Annotated in this window: 13 protein-coding genes; 11 read left to right on the top strand and 2 right to left on the bottom strand. The window is 36.0% G+C overall.

Features of this window, described 5'->3' with window-relative positions; all coding sequences use genetic code 11:
- Positions 1 to 8 precede the first annotated feature (8 nt).
- Both ACFCYN_RS05280 and ACFCYN_RS05275 read left to right on the top strand, forming a co-directional pair.
- Positions 9 to 791, top strand: coding sequence for an SDR family NAD(P)-dependent oxidoreductase (locus tag ACFCYN_RS05280; RefSeq protein ID WP_098118096.1), 783 nt, complete (start codon positions 9 to 11; stop codon positions 789 to 791).
- 183 nt (positions 792 to 974) lie between these two features.
- On the top strand, positions 975 to 1,616 hold the full coding sequence (locus tag ACFCYN_RS05275) for a LysE family translocator (RefSeq protein WP_172446820.1): 642 nt from the start codon (positions 975 to 977) through the stop codon (positions 1,614 to 1,616).
- A 268-nt stretch (positions 1,617 to 1,884) separates the two neighbouring features.
- Here ACFCYN_RS05275 and ACFCYN_RS05270 read toward each other — a convergent pair whose 3' ends face one another.
- Both ACFCYN_RS05270 and ACFCYN_RS05265 read right to left on the bottom strand, forming a co-directional pair.
- Positions 1,885 to 2,184, bottom strand: a complete 300-nt coding sequence (locus ACFCYN_RS05270; protein ID WP_172446821.1) for a hypothetical protein — start codon at positions 2,182 to 2,184, stop codon at positions 1,885 to 1,887.
- 128 nt (positions 2,185 to 2,312) lie between these two features.
- On the bottom strand, positions 2,313 to 4,154 hold the full coding sequence (locus ACFCYN_RS05265) for a terpene cyclase/mutase family protein (RefSeq protein WP_375948024.1): 1,842 nt from the start codon (positions 4,152 to 4,154) through the stop codon (positions 2,313 to 2,315).
- Positions 4,155 to 4,425: 271 nt separating this feature from the next.
- Here ACFCYN_RS05265 and ACFCYN_RS05260 point away from each other — a divergent pair, with 271 nt between their 5' ends.
- The 9 genes from ACFCYN_RS05260 (at position 4,426) to ACFCYN_RS05220 (ending at position 14,332) form a co-directional block, all read left to right on the top strand.
- Positions 4,426 to 5,760 carry an aspartate aminotransferase family protein gene (locus tag ACFCYN_RS05260; protein WP_375947988.1) on the top strand — a complete coding sequence of 445 codons (1,335 nt, stop codon included), beginning with the start codon at positions 4,426 to 4,428 and terminating at the stop codon, positions 5,758 to 5,760.
- Complete coding sequence (locus tag ACFCYN_RS05255; RefSeq protein ID WP_375947986.1) at positions 5,757 to 6,455, top strand: CoA transferase subunit A; 699 nt, start codon at positions 5,757 to 5,759, stop codon at positions 6,453 to 6,455. Before ACFCYN_RS05260 ends, ACFCYN_RS05255 begins: the two co-directional genes overlap by 4 nt.
- Positions 6,440 to 7,102, top strand: coding sequence for a 3-oxoacid CoA-transferase subunit B (locus ACFCYN_RS05250; RefSeq protein ID WP_375947984.1), 663 nt, complete (start codon positions 6,440 to 6,442; stop codon positions 7,100 to 7,102). Before ACFCYN_RS05255 ends, ACFCYN_RS05250 begins: the two co-directional genes overlap by 16 nt.
- Positions 7,103 to 7,117: 15 nt before the next feature.
- A complete protein-coding gene (locus ACFCYN_RS05245) occupies positions 7,118 to 8,428 on the top strand; it encodes a peptidase (RefSeq protein WP_375947982.1) in 1,311 nt (436 codons plus the stop codon).
- Positions 8,406 to 9,269 carry a putative beta-lysine N-acetyltransferase gene (gene ablB / locus ACFCYN_RS05240; RefSeq protein ID WP_172446825.1) on the top strand — a complete coding sequence of 288 codons (864 nt, stop codon included), beginning with the start codon at positions 8,406 to 8,408 and terminating at the stop codon, positions 9,267 to 9,269. Before ACFCYN_RS05245 ends, ablB begins: the two co-directional genes overlap by 23 nt.
- 65 nt (positions 9,270 to 9,334) lie before the next feature.
- On the top strand, positions 9,335 to 10,726 hold the full coding sequence (locus ACFCYN_RS05235) for a sigma-54 interaction domain-containing protein (RefSeq protein ID WP_375947980.1): 1,392 nt from the start codon (positions 9,335 to 9,337) through the stop codon (positions 10,724 to 10,726).
- 256 nt (positions 10,727 to 10,982) lie between these two features.
- Complete coding sequence (kamA, locus tag ACFCYN_RS05230; protein WP_172446827.1) at positions 10,983 to 12,419, top strand: lysine 2,3-aminomutase; 1,437 nt, start codon at positions 10,983 to 10,985, stop codon at positions 12,417 to 12,419.
- Positions 12,419 to 12,697 carry a YokU family protein gene (locus ACFCYN_RS05225; RefSeq protein WP_172447771.1) on the top strand — a complete coding sequence of 93 codons (279 nt, stop codon included), beginning with the start codon at positions 12,419 to 12,421 and terminating at the stop codon, positions 12,695 to 12,697. The genes kamA and ACFCYN_RS05225 overlap by 1 nt, the downstream gene beginning before the upstream one ends.
- 156 nt (positions 12,698 to 12,853) lie before the next feature.
- Complete coding sequence (locus tag ACFCYN_RS05220) at positions 12,854 to 14,332, top strand: amino acid permease (RefSeq protein ID WP_375947978.1); 1,479 nt, start codon at positions 12,854 to 12,856, stop codon at positions 14,330 to 14,332.
- Positions 14,333 to 14,371 lie beyond the last annotated feature (39 nt).

Here is a 14,371-nt window from a genome sequence, read left to right as displayed (position 1 = left end):
GCTAAGTTATGTTATTAAAAGATAAAGTTGTGTTAGTTACAGGCGGCGCATCAGGAATAGGTGCAGCTGTTACAAGACGTTTCATTCAAGAAGGAGCAAAGGTAAGTATTATCGGCCGCTCTCTTGAAACACTCGAGCAAATGAAAGAAGAATTTAATGACAATCTCCTAATCATTCAAGGTGATGTAAGTAAATATGAAGACAATGAACGAGCTGTAAAAGCTACTGTTGAACAGTTCGGTAAACTAGATGTCTTTATTGCAAATGCTGGCGTTTTCGATGGATTCGCTAAATTTGCAGACGTAACACCTGAGGCTCTTTCAGAAGCATACGATTTTCTTTTAAATATAAATGTAAAAGGCTCATTTTTCGGTGCAAAAGCAGCGCTAGAAGAATTACAAAAAACAAATGGTAATATCATTTTCACTGTATCAGGTGCAAGCTTCTACCCAGACGGCGGTGGCGTTTGGTACACGGCAAGTAAGCATGCTCAAATCGGTTTAATGCGTCAACTTGCATTCGAACTAGCACCAGATATTCGAGTAAATGCAGTAGCTCCAGGAGGGACTTTAACAGCACTAACAGTGATCCCACCTTTACGTAACTTTACTAAATCCGTAGACAATGAAACAAAAGCAAGCAATATAAAAAGACGAAATCCACTTCAACTAGCTCAAATGCCTGAAGATCATGTTGCAGCATATGTACTTTTAGCTTCAGATCAGTCACGTGCTATTACTGGTGAAGTTATTTCTAGTGATGGTGGATTATCGGTTCGTGGACTTGGTTAAGGGAAAGTTTTGAGGTTAAAGACTACTTATAGATGACAACCCCCCTCAAGGTAATTATATTTCCTAGAGGGGGTTTGTTTTTGTTATGGAAAAGAAAATTAAGGTAGTAAAAAACTATATTAAAAGATTCTCGCAAGCTATATAATATACATTTAAATGTTTAAATATAGGAGAATTAGTATAATGGAACTTTTTATGGTTGGATTTGTTCTATCTGCGTCACTATGCTTTGATATAGGTGTTGCAAATGTCGCTGTTATACAAACGAGCTTAACGAAAGGTGTTACCCCTGGTATTTATATGGGGTTAGGGGCGACGACTTCAGACATGCTTTATGCAATTTTATCACTTTTAGGCCTATCCCTTTTACTGAATAATATATACGTTAAATATACACTTTGGGTAGGTGGTACATTAGTCCTTGTATATATGACGTATCTCATGTTAAAGGATGCGTTTAGGGAAAGAAACTTAAACTTAGAAGCAGATGATAGTATAGAAAAAGGATCACTTTTTAAACATTACTTTAAAGGATTTGCCTTAACAGCTTCATCCCCATCTGGTTTTATTTGGTTTGCAACTGTTGGGGGAAGTATCATTTCTGCAACAATCAATAACCACTCTAAAACCGACATCTTTTTCTTTTTTGGTGGTTTCTTTTTATTTAACTTATTATGGTCACTTTTTTTACCAGTCGTTGTGAAAAAAGCCGAGTATATAGTTGGCCCAAAAATACTTAATATCTTTTCATTTATTGCAGCGATTATTTTCCTTTACTTTGCTGGCCATGTTTTTATGGATGGGTACAAACATTTATTGAATTAAGCGGCGGGAAATGGATAATATGCGAACAAAATATGTTGGGATCCGTACGAACACAATGTGAACTATATTGATAAAGTTGTGAACTCCGTTGATATATTGCTATTGGCCGTTGATATATTACCAGTTCTGGTTGATATATTAATAAAACGGAAAAAACCCGCTAGGAATCCGATATTCCATGCGGGTTTTCACGCACGAAAGCCTATAAATTTTCCTTTTAAGAGAAATTTCATAGGCTTTTATAATACATATTATTGTCTATAGTTAATTAAAACCAAGAACGTCTTCTGCTGTTTCTGATCATATTCCACATTTCTTTTTGATGAGATGGATCTTGTGGGTTTACGTCACAGTTCATTAGCCACTGTGCCGCGTTTTCACGTTGTGCTTCAGTTATTGTTGATCCGCAACATTCCGATAGTCTATCGATCATATGACATGCGCCTTCTCGACTTTTTAAATCGTTACGACGGTATGATCGAAGAATACGATAAATACGTGGAAAATGACGAGGATCACAAACTTTTCCACAAAATTCTCTCATTAAACTTGGGTCAAGATTTCCCATAAAGCCACTCCTTTATTGTTTAAACCATTAACTATATTGACATACGCTCATATATTTTTTTGTAAGAAACAGTGTATTATATGCAGTCAAAGAAAATAAGGACAAGGCGTTTAACTAGAAATTGTAAATTAGTCACTTGTCTTATATTTTTTTAGATAATGGCTTAAAGTCAATAAAGGCCAAATTGAATGATAGCTGTGATAATTTATATAAAAATGACCTGGTAAACCGCCACCTGTTGGGTAGGTCATTCGCTTATCAGGGGTTTTTAACCAGTTTAAAATATTTAGAATTCCCTCGTCAATTTCACTAGTAGGATAGTCGTTTATAGAAATCAGTGTATCGATTACCCATGATGTGTGAACAACTGTAGAAAAAGATAGAGGAATATATTTTCTTTCAATATCGCTTTTACACGATTCACCCCAACCACCATCAAGCTGCTTTATGTTAAGTAACCAACTGTTGGCTTTTTGTATACTAGGGTGATTTGAAGGTATTCCGACTGCTTTCATACCAGTTATCGCTGCCCATGTTCCATAAATATATGAAATACCCCAGCGACCGTACCAGGAACCATCCTCATTTTGATTATTTACTAACCAATCAACCCCATCTTCAATTCTTGGATGATTCATATTTAGTTTTAATTTTGAACCTAAAAATTCGATTGTTCGACCGGTTAAATCTGCCGTTGATGGATCAATTGCAGTATCAACAAAGTTTTGGATAGGGAAGATGAGTTTTAAGTATTTACTACTGTTTTTTTCAAATGATGCCCATCCACCATCTTTATTCTGCATTTCAAATAACCATTTCACACCAGCATTCCACGATTTTCTATAATCGTCATCGATCAAGGATAGAGTAGTTGTCGCTCTTAGAACTGCTTGTGTATCATCTACATCTGGATTTTGGGTATTACTGTCTGAAAATCCCCATCCTCCTAAACCAATAGTACTATTATTCTCGACAATCTTAAGTTGTAGAGAGAGTAAATAGTTAGCCGAGGAACGAATAGCCTCATCATTTAATGGTACATCTGCCTCCTGTAAAGCGTAACTAGTAAGTGCTGTATCCCATATAGTAGAAGGGGAATTTTGAATATGATGAGAATCATCCAACTCAAATAGAAAAGATTTTATGCCTAAAACAGCATTTTGAATTACGGGCGAAGTAACTTCATAACCTAACGAAAGAAGTGCATAAATTGCAATAAACGTCGCGCTAGCATAACTAGATAATGTCCCATCCCTTTCAATATTTTGAATAATATATTCCTCAGCCTTTTTAATTCCTATTTTTGAAAATGTTTTAATAAAAGGAATTTTAAACGCAGGGAATCTTCGTTTTTTGCTAATCTTTTTTAATTTATTGTTTGTAAATAAATGTTGTATAGTAGGTGTCCATTTATTTTTAGTCGTAAACTTTTTATGTCCTAATATTAAAAGTGGTGCAAAGTGAAATCGAACGTAAGAGCTAAATTTATAGAAGGACAAAGGAAAAGATTTGGGTACGTTCATTAAGAGAAGAGGAATTGGAAAAAAACTTGGCCATGGATACAATTCATGTAAAGCTAGCATGAATTTTGTTGAGACGTGTACACTTTCTAATCCACCATTTTGGCGAATAAATTCTTCTGCTTTCTTCATTTTTTCATTCGAAATTTCGATATAACCTGAAAATAGTAGTGCAGTGTATGCCTCAACAGTCACAGATAAATTTCCTGAGTCATCGTCAAAAAGTTTCCAAGCACCGCTTGAGTCTTGTTTTATTAATAAACGATTTACTAGTGTCTTAATTAAATCTTCATCGTTATATTCAAGTGTTCTTAAAATAATAATCATATAGGCATCTGTCATAGGACCACTTTCGAAACAATATCTCCACGAACCATCATCGGACTGATCCAACTTAATCTTATCTATTAGACCGTCCATTTCAGCTCTAATCTGCTCTGATAAAACCATTTTCACTCTTCACCGCCAACTGATCTTGATACAAATTTTTTATATAAATATGTATATGGTTATCAGTTAAAGCAGGTAACTAAAGGTATAAATCTTTTGTTAAGGAAACTAATACAGCCAACTAGTTTTTTTAAACAGTTGTTTAAGTTTAAAAAAAATAAAAAGGAAGTATTTCAGAAAGCAAGAATACTAAAAAAAAGCCTCTATTTAAATTTCCAATATTTAGTAGACTGGCTTTTTAGTTTTTTATAAAAAAAGGGGTGGGGATAAGATGGATCGAGATTATTTAATAAAACCATTGCTTGGTCAGCATTACCCTATGATTTCACATGGGGAAGGTGTGTACTTATTTGATAAAGATGGAAATCGGTACATTGATGGTTCATCTGGTGCAATTACCGTAGGGATTGGTCATGGCGTTGACGAGATTATTAATGTGATGACTGAACAAGCAAAACAAGTATCATTTGTCTACCGTTCACAGTTTACAAGTGAACCTGCTGAGAAGCTAGCAAAGAAGCTAAGTGAAATTACTCAAGGTGATTTAAACTGGACATTCTTTGTTAATAGCGGCACTGAAGCTACAGAAACTGCTATGAAACTAGCAATACAGCATTACCAAGAGAAGGGTAAAAAAGGTAAGAATAAAATCCTTTCACGCTGGATGAGTTATCATGGCATAACAATTGGTGCTTTATCCATGTCGGGGCACCCTTTACGTCGTCAGCGTTTTGTTCCAATATTGGAGGAATATCCTTCAGTTTCACCACCATATTGCTATCGTTGTCCTTTCAACTTAGAACACCCATCTTGTGATTTAGCATGTGCATCTGAACTAGAAACAGCCATTGATCGAATTGGTCCTGAGCATATTGCAGCATTTATTGCTGAGCCAATAATTGGTGCTGCAGGTGGTGCAATCGTGCCATCTAAAGGTTACTACCAAAGAATAAAAGCCATTTGTGAAAAATATGATATTTTACTAATTTCAGACGAGGTTATGACTGGCCTTGGTCGTACTGGAAAAATGTTTGCAATGGAGCACTGGGGTGTCCAGCCTGATATTGTGACACTTGGAAAAGGATTAACTTCTGGGTACACACCAATGGCTGCGACTATTGCAAGCGATCGAGTGATCGAACCAATTATGCGAGGCTCAAAACTTGTAATGAGCGGGCATACATTTAGTGCAAACCCATTATCAGCAGCAGTTTCCTTAGCTGTTATTGAATATGTTGAGAAACATAATTTAGTACAAGCTGCAGAAGAAAAAGGTAACTATTTAATGAATAAACTCCAAGGATTAAAAGAGAAATTTTCAATCATTGGAGATGTTAGAGGAAAAGGCTTATTAATCGGCATCGAATTTATAAGTAACATAAAATCAAGTGCGTTTATTCAAAAAGTAATGAATAAAGGCTTGCTATTATACCCTTCCGTTGCGGGAAAAAATGGAAAAGAAGATTCAGCCTTCATGATTGCTCCACCTTTAACCATTACTTATGGAGAACTGGATGAATTACTTCAAATTCTTACGGAAAGTTTAACAGAATTGGAAATGGAACAATCCCAATTAACATATACAGCTAAGGGGGAAAGTGTATGAATCTAGTTGAAAATACTTATAAAAAAATAGCGACAATGGAACAAATCCTTCCTTTTTTTCATGATGAAATGACACTAATGGTTGGAGGTTTTGGAGGAGTCGGTTCACCGCCAACTTTACTTCAAGCATTATTAGAAAGTGAAATAAAGGATATTGACTTAATTTGTAATGATACTGGATTTCCGGATATTGGCATTGGAAGGATGGTAAGAAATGAAAGAGTGAGATCAATTGTTACATCTCATATTGGATCAAATCCGTTTGCCGGAAAGTTAATGACGGAAGGTAAGCTAAAAGTTGAATTTTCTCCACAAGGTACTCTAGCGGAGCGTATCCGAGCAGGCGGAATGGGACTTGGAGGAGTGCTAGTAGATGTAGGTCTTGATAGTATGGCAGAAGACGGCAAAGATAAAGTATTTGTAAAAGGTAAACAATTTCTAGTTGAAGAAGCTCTAAATGCAGAAGTCAGTATTATATTTGCAAAGAAAGCTGATCCATTTGGAAATTTGGTTTTTGACAAGAGTGCAAGGAATATGAATCCTCATATGGCTATGGCCGGGGATATTACAATTGTTGAGGCAGAAGAAATTGTTCCACTTGGTACGCTAAATCCAGAGGAAATTGTAACTCCAGGTGTGTTTGTTGATTACATAATTTCATCGGAAGGAGTGAACTGGAAATGGGCATGGGAATAGACTTTCGTCAAAAAATTGCGAAGCGAGCTGCAAAGGAAATTAAAAATGGAATGATTGTAAATTTGGGGATTGGGATTCCATCCATCGTTCCTGATTACTTACCAGAAGATGTTCATGTTATGTTCCATGCTGAAAATGGAGTTATGGGGATCGGACCGAGTCCTGAAAAAGGAAAAGAAGATGAAAATTTATGTAATGCAGGTGGTTTCCCAATTACTGCCATAAAAGGTGCTAGCTATTTCGATAGTGCTACGGCATTTGGAATTATACGCAGGGGTTTACTAGACTTAACTGTTCTAGGCGCATTACAAGTAAGTGAAAAAGGAGATTTGGCAAACTGGATTGTACCTGGAAAACGTGTACCGGGAATCGGTGGAGCGATGGATTTAGCTCAAAAGGCTAAAAGAGTAATTGTCGTAATAAATCATACGGATAAAGCTGGGAATCCAAAAATCGTGAAAGAGTGTAGTTTGCCATTAACTTCTAAATCTTGTGTGGACTTAATCATAACGGAAATGGCTGTTATTGAAGTTGTTAATAATTCATTAGTGCTTAAAGAAATAATGAGTCCATATACTGTAGAGGATGTAATCAAACATACTGGTGCGGATTTAAAAATCAGTAAAGATTTAAAAATGTTTATATAGAAAAGGGTGAAGAGGATGAGTCATTACAAAAAAGTTATTCAAGACTATATTAGCGAACATAAAGCTAAAACAATTGAACTACTTAGACAACTAGTAATGGAAAACAGCGTCTCTGGTAATGAGAGTAAGGCACAAGCAATTGTCCTTGAAAAATTAAGAGAGCTTGAATTGGACTTAGACGTTTGGGATCCAGATATAAAGGAAATGAAAGAGCATCCTTACTTTATTTCTACAAGAGACGACTTTGCTGGTAGTCCAAATATTGTGGCTACGCTTAAAGGAACGGGTGGAGGAAAGTCCTTGATCTTAAATGGACATATTGATGTCGTTCCAGAAGGTAATATTCAGCAATGGACTAACCCACCTTACAGCGCAACTGTGGTAGATAACAAGCTATATGGCCGTGGAGCAACTGATATGAAGGGTGGAAATGTCGCACTAATTTTAGCAATTGAAGCAATAAAGAAAAGTAAGATTACATTAAAAGGTAATGTTTATTTTCAAAGTGTAATTGAGGAAGAAAGTGGCGGTGCTGGAACACTTGCAACAATTTTGCGAGGATATTCAGCTGATGGTGTTATTATCCCTGAACCAACAAATATGAAGTTCTTCATTAAGCAACAAGGTTCTATGTGGTTCCGTCTGAGAGTGAAAGGGAAAGTAGCACACGGAGGTACTCGTTACGAAGGTGTAAGCGCTATCGAAAAAAGTATGTTAATCGTTCAACAAATTCAAAAACTAGAGCAACTACGTAATGACCGAATAAATGACCCTTTATATGATGGAGTACCAATTCCAATACCTATTAATATAGGAACGATTCATGGTGGAACGTGGCCATCTTCTGTTTCAGATTTAGTCACTTTAGAAGGAAGATTTGGAGTAGCACCAAATGAAAAATTGGAAGCTGCTAGAGAAGAATTTGAGAATTGGATTTATAATATTAAAAACCTTGATGATTGGTTCGTTGAAAATCCTGTAGAAGTAGAATGGTTTGGAGCAAGATGGGTCCCAGGTACTGTTGAAGCTGATAGTGAATTAGTGCAAACTTTGCAACGAAACTATTGCGAAACAATGAATCAAAGTCCAATAGTGGAAGCTGCACCATGGGGAACAGATGGAGGATTATTTACACAAATTTTAAATATTCCAATGATCGTTTTTGGACCAGGAGAGACGAAAGTAGCTCACTATCCAGATGAGTTTATTGATTTAGATCAACTGTTTTTATCAGCAGAAATCATTGCTTGTACATTAATTGATTGGTGTGGAGTAGAAGACCAACATGAAAGTGAGGGAGCATATGAAAACGAAAAAGTATTATGAAACAGTAAAAATTAAACAAGAAAACTATTATTTTGAAGGTGCTTTAGATCACTTTAATGAAAGAATTCGAGTTGATTACTACTTAGGTAACGTGTCGTTATTAATAGAGAGAGTAGAAAAACTAGCAAAAGAATATAAATATACAAAGTTAATAATTAAAGCAAGAAGTGAACACTTATATTCCTTCTTACAATCAGGGTATATGATTGAATCTGGACTGAAGGGATATTTTCAAGGAAGTGATGGTTACTTTGTTACGAAATATGCTAGCCAGGACAGAAGAAACAGTCTATATTGGGCTGCTGGAGATGACATTTTAGATGCTGTCTTAAAAAGTGATCGATCAAAAGAAAAAGTAATTCCTGATGAGTATGTTTTACGAAGAGCTGAAAAAAATGACTCAAAAAAACTAGCAAAACTTTATGATCAAGTTTTTAAAGTATATCCAACACCTTTAAATGAATCGACTTATGTTGAAAAGACGATGGATGAAGGGACTATTTATTGGATTTACGAAAAAGAAGGGAAAATAGTGAGTGCAGCATCAGCTGAAATTGACTTCGGACAAAGAAATGCTGAGCTTACGAATTGTGCAACGCTTGAGGAGCATCGTAAGCATGGACTAATGAAGGAACTGATGAAGAAGCTAGAACAGGACTTAGTAAGCGAAGCTATTTATTGTTCATATACGATTGCGAGATCATTATCGTATGGAATGAATGCAGCCTTTCATCAATTAGGTTATATGTATACTGGAAGAATGACAAACAACTGCTATATTTTTGATAAATTAGAAGATATGAACGTTTGGGTGAAAGATCTTTCGAAAGTAGTCTCTTAATGTCAAACTGCCGAAAATTAAGCGTGAAATTGCCAAGTTTTCGGCGGTGAAAGGAAGGGTAGAAAATGAACGCAACAATTCCAACTAATCAAATGATTAGTGCCATATTAAATAGTATCGATGAATCAATTCACGCAGTCGACAATAATGGAATGACTATATTTTATAATCAAGTTGCGGCTGACCATGATGGAGTTTCAGTTGAAGAGGTTCTAGGAAAGCATGTGCTAGAAGCTTTCCCTTCTTTAACAAAAGAAACAAGCACCCTACTGAAGGTACTAGAAACAAGGCAAGCGATTATTCAACAGCCCCAACGCTATGAGAATATTAAGGGCCAATACATTGATACAGTTAATACGACTATTCCTATTATTTTGGATGATCAGCTTATAGGTGCGGTTGAAATTGCAAAGGATTATTCCACCATTAAATCACTTGGAGAAAAAATTTTAGATTTACAAGCGAGAATTAAACCGCAAGTTAAGCAAGGTAAAGCGAAACAAATTCATTCCTATACGATCTCAGATATATTAACGGATGATCCAGCTTTAATGGTGGTTAAAAATCAAGTTGAGAAGGTGGCGAATGCTGATTCTGCCGTACTTGTAGTCGGTGAAACTGGTACTGGAAAAGAACTTTTTGTCCAGTCAATTCACCACTGTTCAAGTAGAAGTGAAGCCCCTTTTATAGCTCAAAACTGTGCTGCGCTACCAGAATCATTACTAGAAAGTATATTATTTGGTACAACAAAAGGCAGTTATACGGGAGCTATCGATCGAGCGGGATTATTTGAACTAGCCGATTGCGGTAGCTTATTTTTAGATGAACTTAATTCCATGCCTTTAGAACTCCAAGCCAAGCTACTAAGAGTTCTAGAGGATGGCGTAGTTCGCCGAATAGGTGATCAAAAGACTCGGAAAGTGAATGTGAGAGTAATCGCTGCGATTAATGAATCGCCGTTAGACTGCGTTCAAAATGGCATTATGCGACCGGATTTATATTATCGACTGAATGTATTTTCATTGTTCATACCACCTTTAAGAGAAAGGAATTATGATATAGAATTACTGACATCCCATTTTGTCGAGCAATTTAATGAACGCTTCTCGAAGAACGTTCGTAATGTAGAGAATACGGTATTTGAATTATTTCACCAGTATAATTGGCCTGGGAATGTCCGTGAACTAAAGCATACGATTGAGCATGCTATGATTATGGCGGAAGGGCATACGCTAACTGTTAAACATCTTCCAATACAATTGCAACAAATTAAGAAAAGTACTGAAACAAAAGGAGGAGTTCAGCCATTACGTTCGGCAATGCAGGAAATGGAAATTTCACTTATAAAACAAGCATTGTTGCAAACTAACGCTAATATTCAACAAGCTGCAGCACTTCTAGAAATACCTAGGCAGACTCTTCAGTATAAGATTCAAAAGTTAAATATTTTAGTATAAATCTTGTTTAATACCATTTGAAAATCATAGTTTTATAACTGTATTTATTAGCCAAGCCGCCTAAATTTAGGCGGTTTTACTATTGTTGTGGCATGTTTCAATTAATACTCGCTTTGAGTTTTAACGGAAAAAAATAAAATAACAGGCCGAATAGTTTGAATTTTCTATATTTGTAGCACTTTGGTTAAATAATTGTAAATTTTTGGCACGGCTCTTGCTTTATATAAAAACAAACAGTTTGAAAGGGGATGTAAGTATGGTAAATGCAGTCTATGCTCCAAAAAGACACTGGAAAGAAATTGAATTGTGGAAAGATGTAACAGATGAACAATGGAATGATTGGGTTTGGCAACTTACAAACACCATCAAATCATTGGATGAGTTAAAACAAATAATTAACCTCACGCCAGAAGAAGAAGATGGAGTAAGAATTGCGACAAAGACAATTCCACTAAATATTACTCCATATTATGCGTCATTAATGAATCCGGATGACCCACGTTGTCCTGTTCGTATGCAATCAGTTCCGATCTCTGCGGAGATTCATAAAACTAAGTATGATTTAGAAGACCCTCTTCATGAAGATGAAGATTCGCCAGTACCAGGTTTAACACATCGTTATCCAGATCGCGTTTTATTTTTAGTAACAAATCAATGTTCAATGTACTGTCGTTATTGCACTAGACGTAGGTTTTCAGGGCAAATCGGAATGGGAGTGCCGAAGAAACAACTTGATGCTGCTATTAATTACATTAGCAAAACTCCTCAAGTGCGAGATGTCCTAATTTCAGGGGGAGACGGTCTTTTAATTAACGATAATATTTTAGAGTACATCTTAAAAAATTTACGAGAGATTCCACATGTGGAAATTATCCGTATCGGTACAAGAGCACCTGTAGTTTTCCCACAACGTATCACTGAAAACCTTTGTAACATTTTAAAGAAATATCATCCAGTTTGGCTAAATACTCACTTTAATACCTCAATTGAAATTACAGAGGAATCGAAACGAGCTTGCGAAATGCTAGCTAATGCTGGTGTACCGTTAGGAAATCAAGCTGTAATCTTGGCTGGAATTAATGACAGTGTACCAATCATGAAAAAACTAATGCATGATTTAGTTAAAATTCGAGTTCGTCCATATTATATTTATCAATGTGATTTATCAGAAGGAATTGGTCATTTCCGTGCTCCTGTATCAAAGGGATTAGAAATTATGGAAGGTCTAAGAGGCCATACTTCAGGATATGCAGTACCAACATTTGTAGTAGACGCTCCAGGTGGTGGAGGGAAAATTGCTCTCCAACCGAATTACTTAATTTCACAAAGTGCGGATAAAGTTGTACTTCGTAATTTTGAAGGTGTAATTACTACTTATCCAGAGCCACAAAATTATGTACCAGGTAGAGCAGAAGCATACTTTAAAGAAATTTATCCTAATATGGAAGAAAAACGTTCCAATGCAGGAATTGCAGGATTGATGAATGAAACAAAATTCAATCTTGTACCAGAAGGATTACAACGTATGGAAGCTCGTAAAACATATACGACAAACCCAGAGCATGCTTCTTTAAAAGATAAACGTGAAAAACGTGACGAATTAAAAGAAAAGAAATTTCAAGCACAGCTTACAAAAATTCAAGTTAGTGAAAAGCTAGTAGCGAGTGCACCCACAAAAGGTGAAGCTGAATGATGACATGTCAGTGGTGTGAATCAGCTAACATAGTCGAATCAACAAATACGGTCTACTGGGAGCTTCCTGATGGAACGAAGGCAATTGAGATTAAAGAAACACCATGTGTTATATGCCAGAATTGTAATATAACTTATCAAACAGAAGATACAGTTGGTGCAATTGAGGAGCAATTATATTTAATTAATACGAAACTTATTGAAAAAACACTTTCATTTCAAGAGTTAATACAGCAACCACGTTTATTAAAGAAAAATTATTTTGATTTTTCCCTATAAAAAAATGAGAAGCGACTATTCGCTTCTCATTTTCTCTAATTATTGATCTTTTAATTTATCGTAATTCATTTCTTTCCTTAAACCTGCAGCCGAAAATTTCAAAAAAGCTAAGAAAAAATTATCTAATCCCAAAAACGACTGAAAAGGAGTATTTTAATGAAAAATACGGTAAATACAATAACAGTCATTGATCCTCAGGATCAAATTCCTTCTATACCCCAAGAATTAAAGCGTGGTTTAAAATCTCGTCATATTACAATGATTTCACTAGGAGGAACAATTGGAACAGGTCTGTTTTTAGCGAGTGGAGGTGCGATCCATAACGCAGGACCTGGTGGGGTTCTTGTTGCTTATGCTGCGATTGGAATTATGGTGTACTTTTTAATGACAAGCCTTGCAGAAATGGCTACATATATGCCGGTTGCAGGTTCATTTAGTACATACGCAACTAAATTCGTCGATCCTGCTCTTGGTTTTGCACTTGGATGGAATTACTGGTATAACTGGGCAATTACAATCGCGGCTGAGCTAGCTGCCGTAACGATGATTATGAAATTCTGGCTACCACATACGTCGTCACTGCTATGGAGTTCATTGTTTTTAGCGATTATTTTTCTTCTAAACTATTTATCTGTCAAAGGTTTTGGGGAATCTGAATATTGGTTTTCTTTAATAAAAATTGTTACTGTAATCATTTTTTTAGTGGCAGGATTTTTAATGATTTTTGGAATTATTGGTGGACAAGCAGTAGGGTTTAAAAATTTTACTGCAGGAGATGCTCCATTTCATGGAGGGTTCATGGCGACACTCGGCATTTTTATGGCAGCTGGTTTTTCTTTTCAAGGTACAGAGCTATTAGGTGTAGCAGCAGGAGAAAGCGAAGATCCTAAGCGAAATATTCCTCGTGCAGCTCGTCAAATATTTTGGCGCATTTTATTATTTTACGTGCTATCTGTATTTGTCATTGGACTATTAATACCATATACAAATCATAATTTAGCCAGCGGCGATGTAGCTGTCAGCCCATTTACGCTAGTTTTTGATAAAGCGGGAATTGCTTTTGCAGCTTCTGTAATGAATGCCGTCATATTAACTGCGGTTTTATCTGCTGGTAATTCTGGAATGTACGCTTCAACCCGTATGTTATGGGACATGGCTCGTCAAGGAAAAGCTCCAAAGGCTTTTAGTAAATTAAATAAGAGAGGTGTACCTGTTAATGCTTTACTAATAACAGCGGCAGTTGGTACTTTAGCGTTTTTAGCCTCTCTTTATGGTGACGGAGTTGTTTATGTCTGGCTACTTAATGCTTCAGGAATGTCTGGTTTCATTGCCTGGCTTGGCATAGCTATTTGTCACTACCGATTCCGCAAAGCTTTTGTAGCACAAGGGAAGGATCTAAATGTTCTTCCATATAGAGCGAAATGGTTCCCGTTTGGTCCTTTATTTGCATTTGTTCTTTGTGGAATCGTAATACTTGGTCAAAATTACTCAGCATTTATGGGAAAAACGATTGATTGGAATGGTGTACTTGTTTCCTATATTGGATTGCCATTATTCCTTGTTTTATGGCTTGGTTATAAGCTAATTAAAAGGACAAAAATTGTTCATCTTACTGAATGTGATTTAGAGAATTAAACACAGAATTATGTAAATAGTAATGGGCTTTCTACTAAG

The organism is Gottfriedia sp. NPDC056225, from assembly GCF_042267765.1.
Classification (GTDB): Bacteria; Bacillota; Bacilli; order Bacillales; family Bacillaceae_G; genus Gottfriedia.
This window is presented reverse-complemented; position numbering and strand designations above follow the sequence as displayed.

What these genes read in the sequence shown, in the direction of transcription:
- ACFCYN_RS05280 (WP_098118096.1), top strand. Translation starts at nt 9, where the DNA reads ATGTTATTAAAAGATAAAGTTGTGTTAGTTACAGGCGGCGCATCAGGA.
- ACFCYN_RS05275 (WP_172446820.1), top strand. Translation starts at nt 975, where the DNA reads ATGGAACTTTTTATGGTTGGATTTGTTCTATCTGCGTCACTATGCTTT.
- ACFCYN_RS05270 (WP_172446821.1), bottom strand. Translation starts at nt 2,184, where the DNA reads ATGGGAAATCTTGACCCAAGTTTAATGAGAGAATTTTGTGGAAAAGTT.
- ACFCYN_RS05265 (WP_375948024.1), bottom strand. Translation starts at nt 4,154, where the DNA reads ATGGTTTTATCAGAGCAGATTAGAGCTGAAATGGACGGTCTAATAGAT.
- ACFCYN_RS05260 (WP_375947988.1), top strand. Translation starts at nt 4,426, where the DNA reads ATGGATCGAGATTATTTAATAAAACCATTGCTTGGTCAGCATTACCCT.
- ACFCYN_RS05255 (WP_375947986.1), top strand. Translation starts at nt 5,757, where the DNA reads ATGAATCTAGTTGAAAATACTTATAAAAAAATAGCGACAATGGAACAA.
- ACFCYN_RS05250 (WP_375947984.1), top strand. Translation starts at nt 6,440, where the DNA reads ATGGGCATGGGAATAGACTTTCGTCAAAAAATTGCGAAGCGAGCTGCA.
- ACFCYN_RS05245 (WP_375947982.1), top strand. Translation starts at nt 7,118, where the DNA reads ATGAGTCATTACAAAAAAGTTATTCAAGACTATATTAGCGAACATAAA.
- ablB (WP_172446825.1), top strand. Translation starts at nt 8,406, where the DNA reads ATGAAAACGAAAAAGTATTATGAAACAGTAAAAATTAAACAAGAAAAC.
- ACFCYN_RS05235 (WP_375947980.1), top strand. Translation starts at nt 9,335, where the DNA reads ATGAACGCAACAATTCCAACTAATCAAATGATTAGTGCCATATTAAAT.
- kamA (WP_172446827.1), top strand. Translation starts at nt 10,983, where the DNA reads ATGGTAAATGCAGTCTATGCTCCAAAAAGACACTGGAAAGAAATTGAA.
- ACFCYN_RS05225 (WP_172447771.1), top strand. Translation starts at nt 12,419, where the DNA reads ATGACATGTCAGTGGTGTGAATCAGCTAACATAGTCGAATCAACAAAT.
- ACFCYN_RS05220 (WP_375947978.1), top strand. Translation starts at nt 12,854, where the DNA reads ATGAAAAATACGGTAAATACAATAACAGTCATTGATCCTCAGGATCAA.